23 protein-coding genes are annotated in these 24,525 nt (G+C 46.7%); 14 read left to right on the plus strand and 9 right to left on the minus strand.

Features of this window, described 5'->3' with window-relative positions:
* Nucleotides 1-122: 122 nt before the first annotated feature.
* The 4 genes from rpsI to recA all read right to left on the minus strand — a co-directional run bounded on the left by rpsI (nt 123) and on the right by recA (nt 4,875).
* Nucleotides 123-515, minus strand: a complete 393-nt coding sequence (gene rpsI, locus ACKU35_RS07340) for a 30S ribosomal protein S9 (RefSeq protein WP_319764567.1) — start codon at nt 513-515, stop codon at nt 123-125.
* Nucleotides 516-534: 19 nt separating this feature from the next.
* Nucleotides 535-963 (minus strand): 50S ribosomal protein L13, encoded by a 429-nt coding sequence (rplM, locus tag ACKU35_RS07345; RefSeq protein ID WP_319764569.1) that lies wholly within the window; start codon nt 961-963, stop codon nt 535-537.
* A 91-nt stretch (nt 964-1,054) separates the two neighbouring features.
* A complete protein-coding gene (gene alaS, locus ACKU35_RS07350) occupies nt 1,055-3,697 on the minus strand; it encodes an alanine--tRNA ligase (RefSeq protein ID WP_319764571.1) in 2,643 nt (880 codons plus the stop codon).
* 110 nt (nt 3,698-3,807) lie between these two features.
* Nucleotides 3,808-4,875: a recombinase RecA gene (gene recA / locus ACKU35_RS07355; protein WP_319764572.1), complete on the minus strand. Its 1,068-nt coding sequence runs from the start codon at nt 4,873-4,875 to the stop codon at nt 3,808-3,810.
* Between the two features lie 219 nt (nt 4,876-5,094).
* Between recA and ACKU35_RS07360 the strand changes: the two genes are divergently transcribed.
* Together ACKU35_RS07360 and ACKU35_RS07365 are read left to right on the plus strand one after the other, a co-directional pair.
* Nucleotides 5,095-6,147 carry a tRNA(5-methylaminomethyl-2-thiouridylate) methyltransferase gene (locus ACKU35_RS07360; RefSeq protein ID WP_319764574.1) on the plus strand — a complete coding sequence of 351 codons (1,053 nt, stop codon included), beginning with the start codon at nt 5,095-5,097 and terminating at the stop codon, nt 6,145-6,147.
* A gap of 172 nt (nt 6,148-6,319) precedes the next feature.
* Nucleotides 6,320-7,267 carry a calcium/sodium antiporter gene (locus ACKU35_RS07365; RefSeq protein ID WP_319764576.1) on the plus strand — a complete coding sequence of 316 codons (948 nt, stop codon included), beginning with the start codon at nt 6,320-6,322 and terminating at the stop codon, nt 7,265-7,267.
* A gap of 78 nt (nt 7,268-7,345) precedes the next feature.
* Here ACKU35_RS07365 and ACKU35_RS07370 read toward each other — a convergent pair whose 3' ends face one another.
* Nucleotides 7,346-7,552, minus strand: a complete 207-nt coding sequence (locus ACKU35_RS07370; protein ID WP_319764578.1) for a TOBE domain-containing protein — start codon at nt 7,550-7,552, stop codon at nt 7,346-7,348.
* A gap of 196 nt (nt 7,553-7,748) precedes the next feature.
* On the opposite strand from ACKU35_RS07370, the gene ACKU35_RS07375 reads away from it, so the two are divergent.
* The 4 genes from ACKU35_RS07375 to rnr all read left to right on the plus strand — a co-directional run bounded on the left by ACKU35_RS07375 (nt 7,749) and on the right by rnr (nt 13,701).
* Nucleotides 7,749-9,197: an oligopeptide:H+ symporter gene (locus tag ACKU35_RS07375; protein ID WP_319764580.1), complete on the plus strand. Its 1,449-nt coding sequence runs from the start codon at nt 7,749-7,751 to the stop codon at nt 9,195-9,197.
* A gap of 238 nt (nt 9,198-9,435) precedes the next feature.
* On the plus strand, nt 9,436-10,167 hold the full coding sequence (locus ACKU35_RS07380) for a Bax inhibitor-1/YccA family protein (RefSeq protein WP_319764582.1): 732 nt from the start codon (nt 9,436-9,438) through the stop codon (nt 10,165-10,167).
* Between the two features lie 83 nt (nt 10,168-10,250).
* Nucleotides 10,251-11,336 (plus strand): tetraacyldisaccharide 4'-kinase, encoded by a 1,086-nt coding sequence (gene lpxK, locus ACKU35_RS07385; RefSeq protein WP_319764584.1) that lies wholly within the window; start codon nt 10,251-10,253, stop codon nt 11,334-11,336.
* Nucleotides 11,337-11,460: 124 nt separating this feature from the next.
* The gene (gene rnr, locus ACKU35_RS07390) at nt 11,461-13,701 is read left to right on the plus strand and encodes a ribonuclease R (RefSeq protein ID WP_319764585.1); all 2,241 of its coding nucleotides are present in this window, start codon (nt 11,461-11,463) and stop codon (nt 13,699-13,701) included.
* Between the two features lie 61 nt (nt 13,702-13,762).
* Here the strand turns inward: rnr and ACKU35_RS07395 are convergent, their stop codons facing one another.
* A complete protein-coding gene (locus ACKU35_RS07395) occupies nt 13,763-14,062 on the minus strand; it encodes a hypothetical protein (RefSeq protein ID WP_319764587.1) in 300 nt (99 codons plus the stop codon).
* Between the two features lie 156 nt (nt 14,063-14,218).
* Here ACKU35_RS07395 and ACKU35_RS07400 point away from each other — a divergent pair, with 156 nt between their 5' ends.
* From ACKU35_RS07400 to ACKU35_RS07410, 3 genes are all read left to right on the plus strand, one after another.
* Complete coding sequence (locus ACKU35_RS07400; RefSeq protein ID WP_319764589.1) at nt 14,219-14,875, plus strand: helix-turn-helix transcriptional regulator; 657 nt, start codon at nt 14,219-14,221, stop codon at nt 14,873-14,875.
* Nucleotides 14,876-15,105: 230 nt separating this feature from the next.
* Nucleotides 15,106-15,273, plus strand: coding sequence for a hypothetical protein (locus ACKU35_RS07405; protein WP_319764591.1), 168 nt, complete (start codon nt 15,106-15,108; stop codon nt 15,271-15,273).
* Between the two features lie 359 nt (nt 15,274-15,632).
* Nucleotides 15,633-16,343 carry a UPF0489 family protein gene (locus ACKU35_RS07410; protein WP_319764593.1) on the plus strand — a complete coding sequence of 237 codons (711 nt, stop codon included), beginning with the start codon at nt 15,633-15,635 and terminating at the stop codon, nt 16,341-16,343.
* Nucleotides 16,344-16,398: 55 nt separating this feature from the next.
* Here the strand turns inward: ACKU35_RS07410 and ACKU35_RS07415 are convergent, their stop codons facing one another.
* Nucleotides 16,399-16,737, minus strand: a complete 339-nt coding sequence (locus tag ACKU35_RS07415; protein WP_319764595.1) for a hypothetical protein — start codon at nt 16,735-16,737, stop codon at nt 16,399-16,401.
* A 316-nt stretch (nt 16,738-17,053) separates the two neighbouring features.
* Nucleotides 17,054-17,623, minus strand: coding sequence for a hypothetical protein (locus ACKU35_RS07420; protein WP_319764597.1), 570 nt, complete (start codon nt 17,621-17,623; stop codon nt 17,054-17,056).
* Nucleotides 17,624-17,704: 81 nt separating this feature from the next.
* Between ACKU35_RS07420 and ACKU35_RS07425 the strand changes: the two genes are divergently transcribed.
* Together ACKU35_RS07425 and ACKU35_RS07430 are read left to right on the plus strand one after the other, a co-directional pair.
* The gene (locus tag ACKU35_RS07425; RefSeq protein ID WP_319764599.1) at nt 17,705-18,163 is read left to right on the plus strand and encodes a hypothetical protein; all 459 of its coding nucleotides are present in this window, start codon (nt 17,705-17,707) and stop codon (nt 18,161-18,163) included.
* Between the two features lie 80 nt (nt 18,164-18,243).
* Entirely contained in the window at nt 18,244-18,417 is a 174-nt protein-coding gene (locus ACKU35_RS07430) for a hypothetical protein (protein ID WP_319764601.1), read from the plus strand.
* Between the two features lie 5 nt (nt 18,418-18,422).
* Here ACKU35_RS07430 and ACKU35_RS07435 read toward each other — a convergent pair whose 3' ends face one another.
* The gene (locus ACKU35_RS07435; RefSeq protein WP_407944199.1) at nt 18,423-19,025 is read right to left on the minus strand and encodes a substrate-binding periplasmic protein; all 603 of its coding nucleotides are present in this window, start codon (nt 19,023-19,025) and stop codon (nt 18,423-18,425) included.
* A gap of 277 nt (nt 19,026-19,302) precedes the next feature.
* Here ACKU35_RS07435 and ACKU35_RS07440 point away from each other — a divergent pair, with 277 nt between their 5' ends.
* The 3 genes from ACKU35_RS07440 to ACKU35_RS07450 all read left to right on the plus strand — a co-directional run bounded on the left by ACKU35_RS07440 (nt 19,303) and on the right by ACKU35_RS07450 (nt 24,525).
* A complete protein-coding gene (locus tag ACKU35_RS07440; RefSeq protein ID WP_319764605.1) occupies nt 19,303-20,289 on the plus strand; it encodes an endonuclease/exonuclease/phosphatase family protein in 987 nt (328 codons plus the stop codon).
* A gap of 133 nt (nt 20,290-20,422) precedes the next feature.
* Nucleotides 20,423-21,484, plus strand: coding sequence for an ABC transporter substrate binding protein (locus ACKU35_RS07445; RefSeq protein WP_319764607.1), 1,062 nt, complete (start codon nt 20,423-20,425; stop codon nt 21,482-21,484).
* A 20-nt stretch (nt 21,485-21,504) separates the two neighbouring features.
* The gene (locus tag ACKU35_RS07450) at nt 21,505-24,525 is read left to right on the plus strand and encodes an ATP-binding protein (RefSeq protein ID WP_319764609.1); all 3,021 of its coding nucleotides are present in this window, start codon (nt 21,505-21,507) and stop codon (nt 24,523-24,525) included.

Below are 24,525 nucleotides of genomic sequence, written 5' to 3' on the forward strand. Positions count from 1 at the left end.
TGAATATCCAGAACTTCGCGATAATTAGAAGCGATATCATTTGTATGCAGAAAATAAAAAAGGCGGAACCGCAAAAAGCGGTTCCGCCTGAATGGTCTTGCGAAAAAACTCGCAGTACTTTCTTAACGCTTGGAGTACTGGAATTTAGCACGTGCGCCGGGCTGACCGTATTTTTTACGCTCTTTCTTACGAGCGTCACGAGTCAGGAGGCCTGCACGTTTGAGGATAGGACGAAGTTCAGGATCAACTTCAAGCAGTGCACGGGAGATACCGTGTCTTACTGCCTGTGCCTGACCTGCCACACCGCCACCGTCAGCGTTGACTTTGATGTCGAACTTGCCGAGGTTTTTGGTAAGTTTCAGGGGCTGCTGAACGATCATCTGCAGGGTTTTACGAGGAAAGTAATCTTCGTAAGGTTTACCGTTAACGGTGATTGCACCGGTTCCCTCATAAAGGCGGGTACGGGCAACAGCGTTTTTTCTTCTGCCAGTAGCGTAATTGAAATCTTTACTCATTTTATTGCTCCACCCTTAATTAGAATTCCAGTACTTTGGGCTGCTGCGCAGTGTGAGGATGATCAGTACCAGCGTAAACTTTCAGCTTTTTGATCATTTCTCTGCCGAGGCTGCTCTTAGGAAGCATGCCGCGAACTGCGGTCTCGATGACTACTTCAGGATTTTTTTCCAGCATAACCCGGAGGGTTCTGGATTTCAGACCACCGGGGTGGTTTGTGTGCTTGTAGTAGTACTTTTTGTCCATCTTGGCGCCGGTCACTTTGATTTTGTCTGCGTTAAGCACGACAACGAAATCGCCGGTATCAACATGAGGAGTAAACATTGCTTTGTCTTTTCCTCTGAGTTTGTTGGCGATCTGGGTAGCAAGGCGACCGAGTACCATATCTTCTGCATCAACTACGAACCATTCGCGGCTGATGTCTTCTTCTTTAGGAATATATGTCTTCATTAGAAATGCTCCTTACATGAAATCTGGGAAGGGGCTTTATACAAGCATTAACTGTCGGATGTCAAGCTTAAAAGTAGCCCTTTTTTACAGATTATGACTCTGCAACCAGTTTCTTGAGGGTTGCGAATGCTTTTTCAATTCCAGCGGGGTTGGTTCCACCGGCCTGCGCCATATCGGGCCTGCCGCCACCACCACCGCCTACCTCAGCTGCAACGGGTTTGATTAATGCGCCGGCCTTGAATCTATCGTGCAAGTCCTTGGTCACGGCGATAATCAGGGAAACTTTACCGTCATCAACCTGTGCGGCAAGGCAGAAGATACCGGAATCCATCTTGGATTTTAAGGCATCAGCCTGATCACGCAGGGCTTTGACATTGGTAACTTCGAGCTTGGCTGCGAGCAGTTTGACTCCGCCAATCTCTTCTACGGAACTCATGAGGTCCGCACCTGCACCGGAAGCCAATTTTGACTGAAGCTTGTCATTGGCCCGGGTCAGTTCCTTCACCTGAGACTGCAAAGCCGCGATTCTTGCGGTCAGCTGTCCCGGTGCTGCTTTGAGCATTGCGGAAGATTTTGCTACTTCAGCGCGCTGCTCCTGCAGAAATTTAAGAGAATTCCATCCGGTAGCGGCTTCGATGCGGCGGATACCCGCAGCTACGCCGGATTCGGACAGAATCATAAATGTTCCGGCTTCACCGGTCGCTTTGAGATGTGTTCCACCGCAAAGCTCCATGGATTCTCCCGGAATTTCAACTACTCTGACTACATCACCGTATTTTTCGCCGAACAATGCGGTGGCGCCTTTTTTGACAGCCTCGTCATTGCTCATCTCCTGTACGACAACGGGAGTGTCGCCCAGTATAGCACGGTTTACCTCATTTTCAACCTGACTGATTTCTTCGGTCGTCATGGCCGCAATGTGGGTGAAGTCAAAACGCAGTCTGTCAGGTCCCACCAGTGACCCGGACTGCTTTACGTGGTCTCCCAGAACATTTTTAAGAGCTGCGTGCAGCAGGTGTGTAACTGTGTGGTTACGCTCTGTTGCGGCTCTTGTTTCCTGGGAAACCTCAAGCTTGGCTTCCTGATCAATGAGCAGTTCGCCTTCACTTACGAAAATTTTAGATGCGGTAAGACCGGCGGAAGCCTTAACTGTTTCCAGCACTTCAGCATTACCTGTCATGGTTCCGACAGCTCCGGTGTCGCCCATCTGACCGCCTGATTCTCCGTAGAAAGGAGTAGCAGCTGTGATTATCCAGCCTCCCTGTCCCTGAGTCATGCGTTCAAGATGCTGCCCTTCTTCCGAAAGCAGATTAACAATACGTGATTCAGTGGACAGCTCGGAATACCCGGTGAAGCTGTTCTTGAGACCGGCTTCCAGAACCTGACGGAAAATAGCGCCGGAATTCTTTTCTCCGGAACCTTTCCACGCGGCCTTGGCGCGGTCTTTCTGTTCTTTCATCGCAGCATTAAAGCCGTCTTCATCAACCTGAAACCCCTGTTTTTCAGCAACATCATTGATAATGTCCAGCGGAAAACCAAAAGTATCATAGAGTTTGAAAGCGGTTTCACCGGTGATGACTTTTTCGCCCGCTTTGCCCAGTGCTTCCATTTCTTCTTCAAGGATGATCAGCCCTTTGTCTAGAGTCTGGCTGAAACGTTCTTCTTCTTCCTTGACCATGCGGGCCATGAAATCTTTGTTGCTCAGCAGTTCCGGGAACTGACCGCTCATCTGCTCAACAACCATACCGGTAGTTTCGTGCAGGAAAGGATCGGTCAGGCCGAGCAGGCGGCCAAAACGGAATGCGCGGCGGATTAAGCGGCGCAGCACGTAACCACGTCCTTCATTAGAAGGTAGGATCTGATCAGTGATCAGAAAAGCAATGGAGCGGGAATGGTCGGCGATAACCTGAAGAGCTGTATCGATTTCAGGGTCATCTTTATATTTAACGCCAGCTTTTTTGGCTACAGCCTGAATCATGGGCTGAAAAATATCGGTTTCGAAGTTGGACTGTACGCCCTGACAAACAGCAGTAATGCGCTCAAGGCCCATGCCTGTATCAATGGAGGGGCGCGGAAGCGGGACGCGGTTGCCTTCTTCGTCCTGGTCGTATTGCATGAACACGAGGTTCCAGATCTCAAGGTAGCGGTCACAATCACATTTGCCGATACCGCAGTTGGGGCCGCAGCTCATGTCCTCGCCCTGATCTATGTGTACTTCGGAGCAGGGACCGCAGGGGCCGGTGTCGCCCATGGACCAGAAGTTTTCTTTCTCACCGAGACGGTAAATACGTTCAGCGGGAAAGTTAACAGCTTTTTGCCACAGTTCATCCGCTTCATCGTCATCAGTATAAATGGTGACGTAAAGTTTATCTTTGGGGAGATTCAGTTCTTCAGTCAGGAATTTCCAGCAAAATTTAATGGCGTCTTCTTTGAAGTAGTCGCCAAAAGAAAAGTTTCCGAGCATTTCAAAGAAGGTGTGGTGACGAGCTGTACGGCCTACATTTTCAAGGTCGTTGTGCTTGCCGCCGACGCGCAGACATTTCTGGGAAGTTGTCGCCCGTACATAATCCCTTTTTTCCTGACCGAGGAAAGTGTTCTTGAACTGCACCATCCCTGCATTGGTAAAAAGCAGGGTCGGGTCGTCCTTGGGAACAAGGGAAGAGCTGTGTACGATTTTATGACCGTTCTTCTCGAAATACTTAAGGAATTTTTCTCTGATTTCACTGGCCTTCATGGCTGTCTCCGTAATAACTATAGCACCGAAAAGAGGTATTTCAATCCGGTTTTATTTCTGGTTCCCCGCCGAAGCGGGGTACCTTAAAAACTAAGTTGGGCCAACAGGCTTTACTCTGCCGGACCTTGTTCGTCAACCTTATCGTCTACATTCGCGTCGGGGTCCTCTTTGACGCCGAGGTGAATGAGCAGTTTATCTTCAATCTGCTGCCGCAGTTCCGGTGTTTCAAGAAGGAACTGACGTACGTTTTCCTTACCCTGTCCTAAACGTTCAGAGCCAAAAGCATACCATGCACCGGATTTGTCCACGACGCCGTGGTCAACTCCAAGGTCGAGCAGTTCTCCCTCGCGGGACATGCCTGTTCCGTAGAGAATATCCACCAGCGCTTCACGGAAGGGCGGCGCAACTTTGTTCTTAATAACCTTAATTCTTGTTCTGGAGCCGAAAACTTCATCCTTATCTTTAAGGGTCTGGATTCTACGGATATCCAAGCGTACTGAGGCGTAGAATTTCAGGGCGTTACCGCCGGAAGTTGTTTCGGGGCTGCCGTATCCTGTCATACCGATTTTCATACGTATCTGGTTGATGAAAAGTACGACAGCTTTGGATTTGTGGATGGTTCCGGTCAGTTTTCTAAGGGCATGTGACATAAGTCTTGCCTGTCCGCCGACCTGGGTTTCACCCATGTTTCCTTCAAGCTCGGCCTGAGGAATGAGTGCTGCAACGGAGTCAATGATCACAATATCGATGGCTCCTGAGCGTACCAGCAGGTCGGTAATCTCCAGAGCCTGTTCGCCGTAGTCCGGCTGGGAAATGAGCAGTTCGTCAGTGTTTACGCCAAGTCTTTTGGCGTATTTTACATCAAGGGCGTGCTCTGCATCAACAAATGCAGCTGTTCCGCCTGCTTTCTGGCATTCTGCGATAACATGCAGGGCAAGTGTTGTTTTACCGGAAGATTCCGGGCCGTATACCTCAGTGATTCTGCCCTTAGGGATGCCGCCGATGCCCAGAGCCATATCAAGGCTGATGGACCCGGTGGGAATCACTGGAATATTATGCGCTGCATCGGAATCAAGGCGCATGATTGAACCCTTACCAAACTTACGTTCAATGGTAGTCAGGGCTGTGCTTAAGGCCGCCTTGCGGAGTTCTTCGGGATTTACATTCTTTTTGCTCATTTTTTCTCCATATGGGTTGGACGTTCAACGTATCCTGTTCTTGCTTATTGTCACATGTACAAGGGGTACGGGGGCGGTTGTTCGTCCTTCTGCCTGCATGAACCGAATTTTCGACACAAGAGGCAAGTGATTTCCATATCAAACACATTCTGATTTTGCAATGGAAATGGACGTTCGGATTTTGTTGCGGTTTTTATGAAATGAGGTTACAGCCGCCCCATGAATAAACAATATGACGCTTTGGCCCTGTTTTCCGGGGGTCTCGACAGTATACTGGCCTGCAAGGTCATCCAAGATCAGGGGTTGAAAGTCTTAGGTCTGCATTTTATCACGCCTTTTTTCGGTAATCCCGAAAAGATTGATCACTGGCAGAAAATTTACGGTGTGGAAATCATTCCTGTAGACATCAGTGAAAAATATATTCAGATGATGATGGATGTGCCCGAACACGGTATGGGAAAGCTGGTCAATCCTTGTGTTGACTGTAAAATTATGATGATCAGCCATGCCAAAACCTTAATGAAAGAGTACGGGGCTAAATTTATCATTTCCGGTGAAGTTACCGGGCAGCGGCCGATGTCACAGCGTCCGCCTGTCCTTAATGCCATCCGCAACAGCTCCGGTACTGAAGATATACTTCTCCGTCCGCTCTGTGCACGTTCACAGCCCGAAAGCGCCGCGGAAAAGTCCGGTCTTGTCGACCGTGAAAAATTACCAAATATTTTTGGTCGCGGCCGTAAGGTTCAGCTACAGATGGCCAAAGAGTACGGTTTTTCAGAAATTCCCACTCCTGCCGGCGGTTGCAAGCTCACCGAGCAGGAGAATGCTGCCCGCTATTTCCCGCTTCTGCGGCGTCTTAATGAAGCGGACGTTAATTCTTTTCAACTCGCAATTACAGGACGGCAGTTCTGGGCCGGAAACAAGATGCTGGTTATCGGGCGCAATCAGAAGGACAATGAGCGCATTGAAGACCTTTATGAAGCGGATGATTATCTCTTTGAGGTTAGCGGCTTTCCCGGTCCGCTCAGCATCGGACGAGCCTATTGCGGTGATGAATGGACGCAGCAGGAAGTTCTCGACGCAGCAGCCATGACCGCTTCATTCTCGCCCAAGGCAGTTAAGTCCGGTGAGGAAATTCACGTGGCCGTTATCGGGCCTGAAGGGGAAATGGTTGTAAAGATTATGCCCAGTCGTGAGACTCCTTTTGCCCACCCCACACTTGACGGCCTGAAAGAATGGAAAAAAGAACGCGCAGAGGCAAAAAAGGCGTAAGAATCCTGAACTAGTTAACTGAAGCGTACCTTTTCGGCGAGGAAAAGCCTGTCGGAAATGCTTTAGTATTGAATCGCGACCTGTTATTATGTGCCGGATTTTAGGCAATAATTGAAACACGTCCGAAGTTTCATATCAAAAGCGCGTAGCGCATCAAAATTAAGGGATTTAAATGCTTTCCAATGTATTGTTCTTTGTTCTGAGTATCTTTCTGTTATGGTTCGGTGCCGACTGGATTGTAGAATCTGCTTCAAAGATTGCAAAGAAATACAAGGTGTCAGATCTGGTTATCGGATTGACAATTGTGGCTTTCGGTACATCCGCGCCTGAATTTTTGGTTACGGCCACTGCCGCATTCAAGGGACTTTCCGATATTTCCCTCTCGAATGTTGTGGGCTCCAATATTTTTAATCTGGGGTTCATTCTGGGCTTGATGGCCTTGATCAAGCCCCTGCCGACCAACAGGTCTTTGGCTTTGCGTGATGCACCGCTACTGCTGGCAACCACTGCCCTCATTCTGGGGCTGGCCTATTTTGATATGCTGGACCGTTCCGCCGGGATTATGCTGTTGTGTATCCTTGGCGGCTACATCGGCTACCTGATGGTTCATTCAAAAAGGGCGGCCGGCGCCATGGCCGGTATTGTGCCGGAAGTGGAAGATGATGACGGGACTGAATTGAGTGGCAAGGATTGGCTCAAATTACTGGTCGGATTCGTGGGTATCGCTTTGGGCGGGGAATTTATGGTTGATTCAGCCTCGGAGATTGCACGTCATTTCGGCGTTTCCAACTGGGTGATAGGTATGACTATCGTCGCGGCCGGAACTTCTCTGCCGGAGCTGGTTACCTGCCTTGCCGCTTCGCTGAAAGGTCGCAATGAAATGTTGCTCGGTAACCTGATTGGGAGTGACTTTTTTAATTTCGCTGGTGTTCTAGGTCTGACCTGCCTGATGCGGCCTCTGGAAGTTTCTCCGGACGCATTGCCAGGATTGACCGTACTGGTAGGAATGGTCGGGCTGGTGCTTGTTTTTATCCGAACAGGCTGGAAAGTCAGCAGACTGGAAGGTGCGATCCTCGTACTACTGAGCATAGGGCGATGGGTATTTGATTTTATGGGCTAGAATTTTTTTATACAAACCCCAAAAAAAAGACCGGCGGAGTAACTCTGCCGGTCTTTTTTTATTCATGCCAAGTCTTGATTATTTGGCAACCATAACGCTGGTTGCTTTAATCATGGCTTTGATATCATCACCTTTTTTAAGTCCCATTCTTTCAACGGAATTTTTAGTGATGATAGATACTACTTCCACTCCCGGAGCAACTTCAATTACAACCTCGGCATTAACCATGCCAACAGTGATTTCTTTGATTTTTCCGGGGATAAGATTTCTTGCGCTAAGTTCCATTATAATCTCCTTTTTTTTATTTTCATGCAAATTGAACCTTTTAAAAAGATACGTCAAGTTAGTAAATAATAATATTAACTTTATTTCACCAATATTATTGGCGCTGAAAGAGGTTCCATAATCCCTCGCATTTCATTTTTATATAACGTATGGGTATACTGAGAAAAGTTAATTCGTCAGGAATAAGGAGTTACTCATGTCGCAGAGTTCAAGCGGTGCTTTCAGACATCCCAAGCCATTTTATCTACTCTTCTCCGTGGAAATGTGGGAACGGTTCGGTTATTACGGGATGCAGGCCCTTCTGGTCTTATTTATGGTCAAGAAGCTGGGGTTCGATGATAATCTGGCGGACCAGACCTTTAGCGCTTTTGCCGCGCTTGTTTATGCATTTATCTGCGCAGGTGGATATATCGGGGATAAAATTCTCGGTAATCGCCGGACCATGTTTTTGGGGGCTGCTGTGCTGGCTGCCGGATACGGACTGCTGGGATTCGACTGCGAAAGGTTTCTTTATCCGGCACTGGGAATCATCATTGCCGGGAACGGATTGTTTAAGGCCAACCCCTCGGCGCTGGTTTCCAAGCTTTATGAAAAAGGCGACTCGCAGGTGGACGGCGCTTTTACTCTCTATTACATGGCGATTAATGTCGGTTCGTTTGCGGCTATGTCTCTTTGTCCCATCATTCAAAAACATTATGGCTGGGATGCCGGATTTTTTACCTGCTTTATCGGTATGGGCATAGCCATAATCAACTTCATTGTTTTTCGTTCCATTCTTGATCCCATCGGTTCAGATCCTGATTTTGAACCGCTGAATATTAAAAAACTGTTACTGACCGTGATCGGGACCGCAGGCATTGCCGGTATTTCAGCTTTACTGCTGGTTCATCTAACTCTTGCCCATGAAATTCTTTACGGCGCTCTTGTGGTTGTTGCCGTTCTTTATGTGCGTGAAATTATGCGCGCCGAGCCTCACGAAAAGGCCAATCTCATCATCTGCTTGATTCTTATGGCCGAAGCGATTGTTTTCTTCGCCCTTTATCAGCAGATGCCCACTTCTCTTAATCTTTTCGCTGCCCGCAATGTAAATCCTTATATCTTCGGCATTCCGGTGGAAGCGGCTTCTTTTCAGGCTTTGAATCCGTTTTGGGTCATGGTCCTGAGTCCCGTACTGGCCGTTCTTTATGCCCGTCTGGATCGCGGCGGCAGGGATCTTTCACTTCCCGGTAAATTTGCGCTGGGCATGATGATGTGCTGCGCTGCATTCATGACGCTTGCGTTTGTTGCCAAATATCATGCCGATGCAAACGGTTTTGTTTCCGGTAACTGGCTGGTGTTGAGTTATGGCTTTCAAAGCCTCGGCGAGTTGCTGGTCAGCGGACTCGGTCTGGCGATGGTGGCTCGTTTGACCCCGGAACGCTCCATGGGGTTCATGATGGGGGCATGGTTTATGTTTCAGTCGGTGGCAATGGTTATCGGCGGAGAGATAGCCACCATGGCGAGTGTTCCCGAACACGGGGTGACTGCTATGCAGTCTTTGCAAATTTATGATTCACTGTTCTTAAAAATCGGTACTGCAACCGGAGCTATCGGTCTGGTTATGACCGCATTTGTGCCGGTGCTGAAAAAGTATATACGCGACTAGTTTTGTAATAATTATCTATGTCAAACAGGGAAACAGGCGGTGAATCAGGCAGTATTCCAATTGCCTGATTCTTTGATGTGTCAGGCGGGCGGGAGGCCTGCCTGAATGTATCGTCAATTGTAAAATCCACCGAAAGTCCTTGCCTGTTGGGCTTAAGCTGTTTATTTATACTTTTGAAGTAAGTGAAAATGCGGATGGAAAATGTCCGCTCTTAAAAAAGATTCCAAGGAGACTAATTATGAGTAGGTTTGGTGCAGCCGGTTCCGTTAGTGCGAGACCGGAAGTCCTTAATGCTTTTATGCGCGGTATTTACAGCTGGATGAGTGCAGGATTACTGGCAACCGCTGCCGTGGCATGGGTGACTCTTTCCTCCCCGGCGGTTATGAATCTGGTCTTGGCCCAGAATCCCGAAACCGGAATGATCTCCCCGACCATGCTTTTCTGGGTTGCGGCAATCGGTGAAATTGGTCTGGTCTTCTATTTGAGCTTGCGTATTTCCAAACTTTCAGCAAGTGCCGCTACCGGGCTGTTTATGGCTTACAGTGCGCTTAACGGACTGACTCTCTCCACCATTCTGGTCGCTTATACCACGGCTTCCATTTTTCAGACTTTTCTCGTTACCGCGGGAATGTTCGGAGCCATGTCCCTGTACGGTCTGACTACCAGAAAAGACCTGACCGGCATGGGATCATTTATGATGATGGGCCTTTTCGGTATCCTCATCGCCATGGTGGTGAACTTCTTCATGCACAGTTCTGCTATGACATTCGCCATTTCCGTACTCGGCGTATTCATCTTTGCAGGTCTGACTGCTTACGATTCTCAGAAGCTCAAGGATATGGGCGAGTATATCCCCGCTGACGATGAAACCGCTGTAAGACGCGGCACCATACTCGGTGCGCTCACTTTGTACCTTGATTTCATCAACATGTTTATTTTCCTGCTTCGCCTCATGGGTAACCGCGAGTAGTTACAGCAGCTTGTACATTTACAGGCACGCTTAAACTCCGTAGGGTTTAAGCGTGCCTTTTTTAATGTCTTTTATTTAGGAGAATGTCCTTGTCGCTTTTGTTCAAGGTCCAGAAAATTTTAAGACCGATTCTTTTGCCTGTTTCAAAAGGATATGGGGCTGCGATGGCCCGTCGGGAGCGAAAGTATGTCCATGGCGAATACGAAAGGTTCAGACCTGCGTGCCCGTGTATTTCCGTGGGTAATATCGGCTCAGGGGGCAGCGGTAAAACTCCGCTGGCGGACTGGCTGCTCAAGTGGGCGGAGCGGGAAGGGCTGAAGACTGTTCTGCTGACCCGTGGTTACGGTGCCAAGCCTGCCCGGCTTCCTTATCCGGTAAATGGATTCAGCCCGGTTGATGAGGCCGGGGACGAACCGCTTATGCTGGCTAACGCAAATCCGCAGGCTAAAATAATTGTCGATCCTGTCCGTAAACGGTCCGGGGCTTGGGCAATGGGAGAATTCAAGCCCGATCTGATGCTGCTGGATGACGGATTTCAGCATATGGCCGTGGAGCGCGATCTGGATTTTGTCTTGCTCACTCCCGATGATTTTACTTCGGGCTGGAATCAGGTAATACCCTGCGGAACATGGCGCGAGAGTGTGCTGGGAATGCAACGGGCGGATGTTTTCTTCGTGAAGAGTGGCCCGCGGGCTTTTACGCAGATGCGTTCATTGATAAAACAGAGGCTGGCGGAATTCGGCAGACCCGTATTTCAATTTGAGCTTTGCGCCAAGGGTCTTAAGCTGCTTGGCGGTGGCGAACGGCTTGGATTCGGCAGTGACAAATACCTGCTTTTTGCCGGTATCGGCAAACCTGAGATTCTTCGTGAAGACGCTGTGGAATATATGGGCCGCAAACCTGAAGAATTTATGATTTTCAAGGATCACCACGCATACACAGCGCAGGACGTGGAACTGATCCGTAAAAAAGCGGCGGCAATGGGAGTTAAGAAAATTATATGTACTCCCAAGGACGCTATTAAACTGACAAAACTTGGGTGTGAAGATTTCTACGTAATTGACTTGGAAGTGGAATTTACAGAATCAATATTTTTTGACCGGACAGAAGAAGCTCCCTTCAATAGCTGGTGGAATAAACAAATATTAACTGACGCATACAGCAAATAAAACGTACCCTCCTTTACGTTTAAACGGCCTGAAAAAAGAGAATGTATTAATAATCCGGAAGGCCGCCGGAACAGACTCCAATAATTTAAAAGCGCTACAGCGCATGATATAATCAGGAATTAAAATGGGAAAAAAGAGAAAAGCTAAGAATCCCGGTATGATTAAGCCTCACGAGGCTATGAATGTATTTAAGAAAAGTCGTAACCCCTTATCACTTGGGGATTTAGAAAAAAGGCTCGGCCTGACCAAAAGGCACCGTAAATTTGTTAAGAATATACTGAAAGATCTTGTCCGTGACGGTAAAATCATCAAAATCGGCAGTGTTTACGATTTGGTTGAAAAGATGAATATGGTTACCGGAAAATTGCAGGTTCAACGCTCCGGCGCTGCATTTTTGCTACCGGACGATCAGAATCGTAAGGATATCTACATCCACACCAAAAATTTGAGCGATGCATGGCACGGTGACCGTGTAGCCGTGGCAATTACCGGTTCCCACTGGGGAGGCAAGCGCGAAGAGGGACGTGTGGTCCGGGTTCTCGAACGCGGCAAACAGGTCTTTCCCGTCCGTGTCATAAGGCCCTCGGGAGCAACGGCTCTACTGTGTCATCCTACTGATCCAAAGCTGGATTTCGGCATAGTTGTCGAGCCTGGCGAAGCCGTGAAAGGCGGTCCTGCTCAGGATCAAAACGGCGAGGAAATCTATCCGGCTGAACAGATTGATGCGGAAGTGGATTACACACGTATTTCGAAAGGGGATATCCTGCTGGTTGCCCCCGGCGAGCAGATTAATCCATCACTCTGGGAAGGGCGTATTCTAAAAGTGCTCGGTGAAGAAGATGACGTCACCGTGCAGGAATCCATCGTCAAAGCCAATCACGGCATCTCTACGGCTTTTCCTCCCAAGGTATTGGCTGTGGCTGAGGCTTTGCCTGATGAACCGGGTGAAGATGATTTTGCCGAGCGCGAAGATATGCGCGGCATTCCTTTTGTGACTATCGATGGCGAAACTGCGAAAGATTTTGATGACGCCGTATTTGTTGAAAAGACTGATGACGGTTATCGACTGCGAGTGGCTATCGCTGATGTCAGCCATTACGTTGCCATGCAGTCTCCTCTGGACCGTGAGGCCCTGAAGCGAGGTAACTCCTACTATTTCCCCAAGTCTGTGGAACCGATGTTTCCGGAAGCTCTCAGTAACGGGCTGTGCAGCCTGAATCCCGATGTAAATCGTCTGGCAATGACCGCTACCATCGAGTTTGACAAAAGCGGTGCTCCGGTCCGTTCCTCTTTTGCTCCCGCGGTTATCCGCAGTCACGCGCGGCTTACTTATACTCAAGTCTATAAGGGCGTAATCCTCGGTGAGAAGGAAGAACAGCAAAGTTTTGGCGATTTTCTGCCCATGCTTCAGCTGTGTGAAGAACTGGCTCGCAAGATTAATACGCGACGTAAGGATCGCGGCAGTCTGGAATTCGATCTGCCGGAGCCGGAAATTATTTTCAATTCTCAGGGGCGTACTGTTGATATTCGCCCGCGAAGCCGTAATTTTGCGCATCAGATCGTTGAGGAGTTCATGATTGCGGCTAACGAAGCGGTGGCTGAATTCCTGACAGAAAAAGAGCTGGGCTGCCTGTATCGTGTCCATCCCGGTCCGGATTCTGAAAAACTTACCAATCTTTTTAAAGTATTGCGTAAGATAGGAATCAGCAAGCAGATCCCGGACCCGGTCACTCCGCAGACCCTGCAGGCTGTTATCAAGGACTCCGAAGGTTCGGATCAGGAATATCTGGTCAGCAGGCTATTGCTGCGCTCCATGAAGCAGGCCAAATATGGACCGGTAAATGAGGGCCATTTCGGACTTGCATCGGAATGCTATTGCCATTTTACCTCACCGATCAGGCGCTATGCTGATTTGGTGGTGCATCGTCTGCTTAAGGTTGCGCTGGGTGATGAGCATCAGGCTATTCCCGGTCATAAACAGCTTGGCCGTATCGGTGATTCCATCAGTGGAACAGAACGGGTCGCCATGGAAGCGGAACGCGAAATCCTTAAACGGCTGACCATTATTTTCCTTAAGGATAAGATAGGCGAAGAGTTTCACGGGGTTATATCCTCCATTGCTGAATTTGGCTTCTGGGTCGAATTTCAGGAGGTTATGGCTGAGGGTATGGTACGTCTTGCTTCGCTGGAGGATGATTATTATACTTTCTGGGCAGACCGGCAGATGATTGTCGGCGAGCGCACCGGGAATGCTTTCCGCTTAGGGCAGAAAATTACCGTTCGGCTGGAATCGGTCAGTCTGGAAATGCTGGAAGCCAATCTTTCTCTTGTCTCCGGAGCGGAAGATTATAAGAAGTTCGTATAAAAAATAAACCCCGCTCAATCTATGATAGAGCGGGGTCTTTTTAGCTATGGGCGGTTCAAACTTAGCTGGTGGCAATTTTTTCAATGCGGCGAGCTATTTTGCAAAAGAGTGTGAGTTCACACACTTTTTCATCAATTTCACAGACATAAATATTTTCACATTCTGCTATAGCGTTTAGTGATTCGTATACCTTGACCAGATTTTCCGGGCTAATTCTTCCACAGAGATCAACGATCATATCTTTTAGATCTGCCGGAGCATCGTCAAGCAAAGACAGCTGGACTCCGGCGTCACCGAAATCAAAGTCAAAATGCTCTACGTACTCAGCGGCTAGATTTTTAATAATCAGGTCATTACTCATTCATCTCTCCACTATTCCACCAATTAGCTACATACTTACTACAAACGTATATTTTTTGAAAGAGTTCTCTGTTTATAAAAATAGTTGCAGTATCGGATTATGAATGTTAAGTATAGATGAACTTTTTAGTTAAACAGTTGTTAATTTGAGGTGCCGATGCAAACTAAAGATTTTGATTCCTTTTTTGAAAGACTGAAAGAATATACGGATATTGCAACACAGGCTCAACTGGCGCGGGAACTGGGCGTCGGCAGAGCTGCAGTCTCTTTGGTTAAAAAGAAGGGAGCTGTTCCTCCACGCTGGATTCTTGAACTTTCAGTGCGATATAATTTAGATTCAACTTGGCTTGAATCAGGTGTTGGCTCGCCTCGTGCTGAAGTCAGCGCTGCCGAATTTGCTGATGAATTCGCCCGTATTCCGAAGGTGGCGGCACGACTTTCCGCAGGTGGAGGGTCCTTTGAAACAGGGGGCGAAATAGAAGGGTTTTACGCATTCCGCAAGGATTGGATCGGCAGTAAAGGTAACCCTATTGATATGGTTTTGATGGAAGTTTACGGCAACAGTATGGAGCCTGAATTGAAGGAAGGGGATATTGTTTTGCTGGATCAGTCCCGTAAGGATATTCTCGCCGGAGGAATATACGCTGTGGGAGTAGAGGATACTGTCATGGTTAAAAGGGTTGAAAAGAGACCCGGCCAGGTTGTTCTGCATAGTGACAACAAGGATTATGCCCCGATTCACCTTGGTGGAGATGAACTTGAGAATGTGCGGGTTCTGGGGCAGGTTGTCTGGGTTTCACGTGAATACCATTAGGTCCATACAACATGTGTTTTTCTTGGCCTCCTCTTTGGGAGGCTTTTTTTTGGTGTTTTATTGGACGGTTAGTAAGTTTTAGTAAACTAAAAGTGGTATATTTGTGTACATATGTTTATTTAAGATTGACATAGGTGTTTTGTTGTGATTAATTGAAGTCGTCACATGGCAAGGGAACGTCTCATCGGCGGTAATTTTGTCCACCTAAGAACACGGAGCAGGAGTCAGTCATGCAGGAAAGATTTTGCAAATGCGGTAACCGGGTAATGGTCCAATACCACAGCAAAAAAGATGCAGCATGGTTTACCCGTTTCTGGGTGATGGGAAACACTTTCGGCAAGACCATCCGGGTCTGTCCGGTTTGCGGTTCCCCTCTTGATATCAACAGTCTCAACTAAATAGTTAATCATTTTTACCTGCGCATTTTTGCAAACAGAAACGCGGAAGCTTTTAAGGCGATAGTTTTTCGCATGAATATTTTTCTAAATTTCCGTGGGCTTCTCCCCTGTTGCCTGCGCGAAAAAGCACCATCTCATCACACACTTAATTCATCTCTCATCATCATGGCAGGCTGTCTTCCGGGCAGTCTGCCATACCCCCCTGATCCTGTATGTGGAATTGATATCCGTAAGAGGAGTTCTTTTTTGTTTATGCGGGATCAGCCCTCTAGGAGGGCTATACCGGCTGGACCGCAGGCGGGCGGACTGATAAAGGGTTTGTTGTTAATTCTTTTAAGCCTGATTTTGCGGAGGACCGGATGGGTAAATGGATTGTTGATTTTCAAGGGCGTAACCACTCCACAGCAATTAAGCTGAATTTCCTGTGGCAGCAGGATAATATTTTCATCATGGATAATCACCGGGCGGCATTATGGTGCTGGCTTGATGTATTGAAAAAAAGTGAATCAGTTAACCTCTTCCATGTTGACCGTCATTTTGATGCTCTGTTTTCCGCTAAGGATTATGCTCATTTCCCGCATGATGATTTTGAGGGTTTTGGGATAAAGGAATATCTTGAATTCGGTTATGATAATGATTTTTTTGCCGTAACGCCTTTGTTCCGCTGGGATAACTATCTGGGTCTATTTATTGAAAAGTATGGCGAGAAGATAGGTGAATGGGCTTTTGCTACCCATGGCAAAGGTTCGGCTCCCCGGAATATAGGTTTCGCGGCCTATGAACCGTGGGAATTGCCCGCCGCTCTGAATAAATTGGAGGGGAATTGGATATTCAACCTTGATCTTGACTATTTCTTCGGCCGTATGGCCGATAATAAAATGGGGCGTTTATTTACCGATGCTTACATAAATGATTGGGGAAATGAACTTCGCAAGGCTTATGATACAGGGACAATTAAAGTTCTGACCATTAGCCTCAGTCCGGAATGCGCTGCCGGGTGGGCGGGGGCTGAAGCCGCGCTCGCCGCATTCAATGAGGGACTGGGAATCAGTTTTACCCTACCTGAATAGAGTTTTTGTAAAAACCGGTTTTCCATAATGGAGACCGGTTTTTTTGTAACAACGGTTAGTCCCTGTTCCATACTTTGAATTTGTGATTGGCAAAGAAGTCGGTATATAGCTCTTCGGCTTTTTCTTTAAACTTTTCGTCATGCATTATCAGTACGCTTAGAGCTTCGTATTTAAAATAAGCCACTACATCTTCCCAATCTATTTCTTCTTTATTATTCTTAAATCTAAACCCTTGAAGGCCGGGTTCCACAAGTTTTTGAGTCATGGGATCATCAACGCCGGCCGTCTTAAAAAAATCACAAATTTCATTTTTTACATTTTCTGGCCAGTCTGTTTCGCCAAGGGGAATGAGGTCCTGAAATTTATTTTCCTGTCCTTTTTTTAAGATATACATATTAAACTCCGTATTTTTCCATATTGTTATATTTATTATGGAATAAAAGTAATTCTTTTTCAAGAAAATCCGGTCAGATAAAATGAAAATCAACTGCAATCAAGATCATGTCGGCATACTGACTGGTAAATGTAACCACTTCGCCATGAAGCCTGCTGCTATGATGTGTAGATCTATCTCCATAGACACTTCTCCCATTCTGAGGAAAATGTACCAGCCTCTTCCCAGCTGTTCCCCCCGGTCCTTCCTGACACCCGGCCGGGGGGAAATCAGGGGGAATTAAAGTTATCGCCTGCAATATCTTCCATTATTAAATTTATTCTTTGACCCGCAAAAATCTTCCTATGATCTGACCTGTCGCCGGAGCTTTACGTGCGTCGTCAAATTCAGTCTTAAGGAAAGTCAGCGCTGAGCAGTCCTGTGAAAATACGAGCGTTCTGATCTGAGAATTTCCGCCTTTTCCATAATCGATGATGTCTGTAATGTAGAGAGTATTTCCGGAAACAGTTACGGACCTGTTGACCTCATTTTTGTCAAGTTTCCATTTATATTGCACGTAATCTTTATTGGCTGGGATGATATAATTATCGTAGTGGCTGCCGTCTGTTTTCTCGCCTGTTGCGATGTGAAGCGTAGCTTCTGCTGTAACCATGTTGTTCTTATAGTGTACGGTCACCCGGCCTTTGAAGGTTCCTGCAAACCGGGAATTATTCATTCTTGCGGTTTCTTGCGTATTAGTCTTTTGAGGGGCGGGGGCTTTTGTTTCTTCGGCTTCAAAAATTCCGTAGCGCGGACGTTTGAGATCTCTAAGGTTATTCATATCCTGCGCCAAACCGGCGGAGCAGGTTATGAATGTCAGGAGCATTGCGATAAAAAAAATCTTCATATGTGTGACTCCGTTGTTTTGCTAGAGATATTTGCTGGTCCAGTGTATTGTATCGGCATATTTATCAGGAGGAAAATGATTATGGTCAGGTTTGCTTTTATCTCTTTGCTGTTCGCTTTGGTCTTTTTTGTATCTGTACCCTATCTTCATGCTGAAATGAAGATTACCCTTAAAGACGGAAAGGTTCTTAATATTCCTGTCTCTGAAAATGAGGTGGAATCAATCCAATATGCTGAGCCGGATGAACCGGAAGAAGTTTTTCCGGAAAAAGCTATCCGGGTCCAAAGTGCTAAGTACGGAAATGTCAGCTTCGAACTGGAAGGACAGTTGGGGTATAAACAGTATTTCTGCAATGCCAAAGAGGCGCTGGTAAAAAAATGTGACGGTAAAAATAAATGCCGGGCTGTTGTCGGCAATTCCTTCTGTGGTGATCCCTATCCAGGAAAAGGTAAATATTTATATGTTGAATACACATGCGGACAGAAACTCAAACGGGCAAAAAAATCTCAGACTGAGATAATGATATTGAGCTGTCCGTGATCTGGCTTTGAATTATCCGGTAGGCCCGTTTTTTGCTTTCATCAGCTGAAGTGAAAAATATTCCTGCTGGAGGTTAGCGTATGCGGAATACTTTGGCACTGGGCCTCGTACTGCTCAGTGGCATGCTGCTTTTAAATTCAGGGCTTGAGGTCTACCGTTGCTTTGTTCCCAATAAAATAGAAGAACCGCGACCGGTCCGGCTTGTCCGGATAGAAGGAAAAAATTGTCCCCTTTATTTTCCACAGGGGCAGTAGGAAAATCACCCCCCTTCCTGTAAATCAGGCAGGGGGGTGTTTTTTATGAATTCGTTAAAATCATGCAGAAAACCGGATTTCTCCCGGTTGACCATCAGGTGGAGTTTAAAGGTGTAAAGAGGCTTATCAAGCATCTTGAACTCATTCATTACATGTCCTGATCTTTTTACCAGTCCGGGTAGGGTGCTTTTATTGCAAATCGCCGCATCTACCCTTTTTTTTAGCAGGAGTTCCAGCATCTGGCTGGTTGAGTAGACAGCGTGCCGGTTAAGCTGTCCTTTTTTAAAATACTCATCCAGCGGTCCGTAAGAATTACCATGCAGAACTGCAATGGTTCTTCCTGTCAGAGAGAGCAGATCCGATTTTGTAAGTGGAGAATTTTTGCGTACCAGCAGATAGTCTCCTACCGTCCATAAGGGTAGTGAGTTTCTGTATTTTGAGTTTATTTCATCACAGAGGAACATAGGTGAACTCAGAGCAAAAGCGTCTGCTTTTCCGGTCGCGAGTATTTTGCCGATTCTTGCTCTTGGCAAACACTTATATTCAAGGTCGTATTCTGGGTGCTGGGCCTGAAATTTATCCAGCATATCGATAAATAACCCATGCATACTTTTTGAGGGTTCCTTTTTACTCGTTACAATGTAAAAGGGTGGGAACTTGTATCCGAATATTATTTTTACATGCTGGCAGGACGCAGAGCCCGCATAACTGAATGTAGGCGTCAGCAGGAAAAATACAATTGATATTATAAAAGTTTTTATCGGTGATATGGACATATCTTTTTTGAATATGGGTTTATAGTTTAAAACTGGTTTGGGAGATGATGAGTAGATGTATCCTTTATTGAAGTTTTTTTCAGCTTGTTTTTTGTTTCTCGCTGTTTTGGTGACAGGATATTTTTTCATAAAATGGTTTACTGCGCCGCTTTTTCATATCGGAAGTCTGGAGCAGGGGCAGGTTCTGAGGTTTAATGACACAGATTTGCTGCCGGAATTTGAAAATGAAGAGTTGCGAGTGCTCAGTTATAATCTGGGATTTGCCGCCGGACCGGTTCAGATTACTTTGGCCGATGATCATCCGGAATCTTTCTATACTTCCAATCTAGATAAATTTATTGAGCTGGTCAGGGCAAAAAAGGCTAACATTCTGCTTTTGCAGGAGGTGGATCTTGATTCAAAACGCTCTTGGTACATGAATCAGCTTGATTACATCATGCAGGAGCTGGGTTGGGGATATGCAGCTCCGGTGGTGGACTGGGATATGTTTTTTCCTTTTAGAAAAGAACGCAAAATAACCAAAGCCACCGTGGTTATATCCAAATTTCCTATGGTCAGTAATGAGTACACACTGACTTCCTGTAAGCCTAATTTTGAAAATATGCTCCTGAATCTGTTTTACTATCCGCTGCTTTGGAAATCCACAATGCAGCGGGTAGGGCTGAAGGTAAACGGTAAAATTCTGGATATCTATAATGTCCATCTGTGTGTCTGGAATAGAGCGGCCCGTGTGGCACAGGCAGAATTTCTGACTGAATGGATAAATAGGGAGAGTGCCGGCAATAATTATCTCATCGGCGGGGACTTCAATTTTCAGGCTTATATCCGGGGCACGCCAGTTCCAAATGATGATTTAAAGAAGATACCGTTTATAAAAGGATTTCGGGAGCGTTTGAAAGGTTGCGGTGAGATCCTGAGCAACTTCAATAGTTCGGCTGAGGAGCTTCATAAAAATTATACATTTGCAGAACGCAAACATCGCTACGACTTTCTCTTTTATTCCCAAGGACTGCATCGTGATGGGGGTGAAGTCGTTAGGACCATTGACTCCTCTGATCATTTTCCGGTGTTCGGACGATTTAAAATTGCGGAATAAATAGTGCTGATAAGTAGAATAATGCAATTGAATAGGAGTAACCTATCTGTAGGGCTAAAAAAATGCTATAAGAACAAACAGTAAAAAAAAGTTGCGTTATGTTCGGTTCATGTCACGAAACTTGGGGGACGTGATGAAGATAAATAAAAGTTCTTTTGCCGTAGTTAGTCTGGTTTTATTTTTTGCGTATTACGTTCTTATTATTCCGCAGGCCGAGGCAAAAGATATTTTTATTGTTCACAGCTATGCTTTGGATAATATCTGCGGCGACCCGCAACATCAGGGAGTTTTGGAAAGTCTGGCCAAGGCCGGATTTGTGGAAGGGGATAACCTTACGGTGTACAAATACGCTATGGATACCAAGAAGGTGAACAATACCCCGGAATTGATCGCTCAACAGGCTGAGATTGTCCTTGAAAAAGTGAAAGCGCAGCATCCTGATGTTCTGGTTCTGCTGGATGACAATGCATTCCGGACCGTGGGGCTAAGGCTTGTGGATACGGATATCAATATTGTCTTTTGCGGCTTGAACGGGCAGCCCGAAGATTATGACCGCAAGGTAAAGTGGATGACTTCGAAGAGCCGTCCGGGTCACAATATTACCGGAGTATATGAGAAACTTCATTTTATTGAAGCGTGTCTGGTTCAGCAGAAGATTATTCCTGACCTCAAAAAAATTTTGGTGATCGGAGACGAATCTCCCACCGGAAAGGCCATTCTGAAGCAGATTAATAAAGAGCTGGAAGAGTCCGAGTTAGGTCCGGGCCTTGAGATAGAAATACGCATAGCCCCCAGTTGGGAAGAGTATAAAAAAATACTGGGTCAGGCCTGCTCCGATTCATCAATCGGGACAATTTATCCCTCGGCAACTTTACTTAAAGACAGCAAATCCGGAGCACATTCTACCTCGGAGATTGTTGAATGGACCGTAGCCCATTGCCGAACTCCGGGAATTCCCTTGAATTACTCCTTTGCCCGGCTTGGAATGCTGGGAGGTGTAGGAGTTGATTTTATCGCTATGGGCAGGCAGGCAGGGAAAATGGTAGCGCAAATAATGAAAGGGACGTCCCCCGGTGATATCCCTATCGAAGAAGCCGAGCGTTATGCTTTGGTTTTCAATCTTAGAAGGGCCCGTGAACTGGGAATGGAAATTCCGATTGATATACTTATGGCTGCTGACGTTGTTTACAAATAGAAGATATCCTTTTCGCTGCGATGAAGAATAAAATTTCTTATAAATTGTCCTCGCTGGTGGCTGCCGCAATTTGCGGTATGGCCCTTGTTGCTGCTCTGGCTATGGGCGGCGTATTTTCCTACAGCTATTTTAATACCCTTAAGGATGAGTTCCATAACCGGGTAAGCGCTGAAGGGCAGGAAGTCAGTCTTGAACTGTACAGCTTTCTGCATCGGGCCATGGCCCGCCTTGGCGAGCTCAGCAAGGATAACTCCATCCGTGTAGCTACGATGATGGGAGTGGACTATCCTCTTTCCGAAAAACTTTCCGAGTATGACCAGTCTCCGCTGGGCCTTGATTTTTATGTCATGCGTAAGGATGACGGCAGGATTTTCGATTCTTCCGGAAAGATGTTCTATAAATCTTATGTACTTGCTGCGCTTCTCGACCCTCCTCACCGTTGTTCATTCTGCAGGAAAGATGATGGCGGATTTATAACTGTTTTTTCGCTACCTATCCGCAGCCGCTCAAAGATTGTGGGAAGCGCCGCCTGTCTGGTTGATTTCTCCCGGTCGGAGGTGAAATCCACAATACAGAATTCTGAAATGAGCAGAATGGTGCTTTTTGAGAAAGGAAAGGCTTATGATCTCCTTACCGGAGCCCCCCTGCCTTTTGAGCTTGATGAAGAAGTCGCAAATGGGGATCTTATAAACGTCACCCTGAATAACGACCAGCACGGGGTTCTCTATCGCAGTTCTCTGGTTCCTGGATTGTCTTATTTTGTATCTAATGACAGTCTTGACGAGTCCTTGCAGCATACATTTTGGTTGCTGTTTCCTCTTTTCGGCGCGGTAATCGGGCTATGTCTCATGGTTTCTCTTTACCTCAGCAGTATCCTGACCCGTCCGTTAAGCGAAATGACTGATTCCGCGGAAGAGATTTCCAATGGCCGGGAAGAGGATCTCCCTGACCGTAAGAGTATGATCACTGAGATCAACGCCTTGGGGGGAGCTCTCGCTTCCATGCTGGAAAGCCTGCGTAAAAACAGAGGGTTGGAACAGTATCAATTCTTTTTTGATAACGTTGATGATCTCGTCTGCATTACCGATATTGATGGCTTTTTTCTAAAGGTCAACAGCCGTGGAACGGATTTTCTGGGCTACGGGTATGATGAGTTTTTGAAAAAAACAATTTTTGAAATTATGCCTCCTTATGAGCGCGATAGTTTGCGGTGCATCCTGAACAGTATCTTTACCGACGAAGGAGCCATGCAATTTGAATGTCCGGTAATTGCCAAATCCGGGGAGATTGTGCACACGGATGTTAGGTCTCGGAGGATTGCTTACGAGGGACAAAATGTTTTGCTGAGCGTTGTCCGTGATGTTACTGACCGTAAGCGTGATGAAGAAGAGCTCCAGCGTTATGCCGCCGAGATTCTGAAGGCCAAGGAGGTGGAAGAGAGAAATTCCGCCCATATGGCAGAGACTCTGAAAAAGCTGGAAGAGGCCATGGCCCGTGCGGAAGTGGCCAACCGCACCAAAAGTGAATTTCTAGCCCAGATGAGTCATGAAATTCGTACCCCCATGAACTCTATTCTGGGCATGGCTGATATGCTTTCAGATACTCCACTTACTGCTGAACAGAAGAGTTATGTATCTATTTTCAGCGATTCAGGTAGAGCCCTGATGAATCTTATCAATGATATTCTGGATATTTCAAAGATTGAATCCGGTAAGCTGCTTCTTGAAAATACGGTATTTAATATTGATGATCTAGTTGATGAGGTCGCAGGCATCATGTCAGTAAGTGCATGGAAAAAGAGACTTGTTTTTGCCTGCCATGTGGACCCTCTTTGTCCCGAACAATTCAAAGGTGATCCAACCAGAATCAAACAGATTCTGGTCAACCTGCTCAGCAATGCGATAAAATTCACCGATACCGGCAGTGTGACGCTGGCTATTTCAAGTCGGTCCGGTTCGGCGGATAAGGCAACACTGCACATGGTTGTCAGTGACAGTGGAATAGGTATTTCCGAGGAGAAGCTGAAAGTAATTTTTGATAATTTTGTACAGGCGGACTCCTCGACTACCCGCAAGTACGGCGGAACCGGGCTTGGGCTATCAATTACCAGAAATCTGGTGGAGATGATGGGCGGTAATATTACCGTGCATAATTTAACCTCCGGCGGGGCAGAATTCAGGGCCGATATTCAAGTCGGGCAAGTTTCTTTACCGGAAGAGGGTAGCGCAGCTGTCAGAACTGCTGTGCAGGAGCGTGAAATTCTGGTCATTGATGAGCATGATCTGGTCGGAAACTATATCTGTAAGTGCCTCACTCAATGGGGAGCAAAATGTATGCATTCCGGTGATTTGAATTTCGCCTGCGTGCAAAATAAGTCCTGCCGGAGCAATGCCGAGCTGATAATTGTTTCTGACAGACTGGGAGAAGAGGACGGACTTAGCGAAGTTGAGGCTATTAAAGCCAGATTGAATTGCAAAAATCCAGTACTCTGCACTATGTCATCTTCGCCCGGGGTGAGCAGTAACCGGCCTGAAATTAATTATCTTTTCGGGGTTAAAGGCAGTATGGGCTGGCCTGTAACCCGCGGCGGACTGAGGCGAGCAATGCTCGAAATCTATGGCATTAGCGTTAACCGGCCGATAGAAAAGGAAAGTTTTGTCGAACTGAATCCGCTGCGTCTACTTATTGCCGATGATTCGGAAAACAACCGCACGCTTTTTGACTTTTTCCTCAAGGATACACCTTTCAGGCTCTGGTATGCCAGCGACGGTGAAGAGGCTGTGCAGATTTACCGTGAAAATAATTTTGACCTTGTACTGATGGATATCCAAATGCCCGTTAAAGACGGACTTGATGCTACTCGGGAGATCAGGGCTTACGAGCTGGAAAACGGTTATCCTTCCACCCCGGTGATAGCTCTTTCCGCCAGCAGCCGGGAGGAAGATAAGAAAAGATGCCTCGAGGCCGGGTGCAACGGATTCATGAGTAAACCGATCAAAAAAATTGTCCTGATAAAAGGCATCCTCAAGTACGGTTCTTAA

The organism is Maridesulfovibrio sp. (assembly GCF_963676065.1).
Lineage (GTDB): Bacteria > Desulfobacterota > Desulfovibrionia > Desulfovibrionales > Desulfovibrionaceae > Maridesulfovibrio.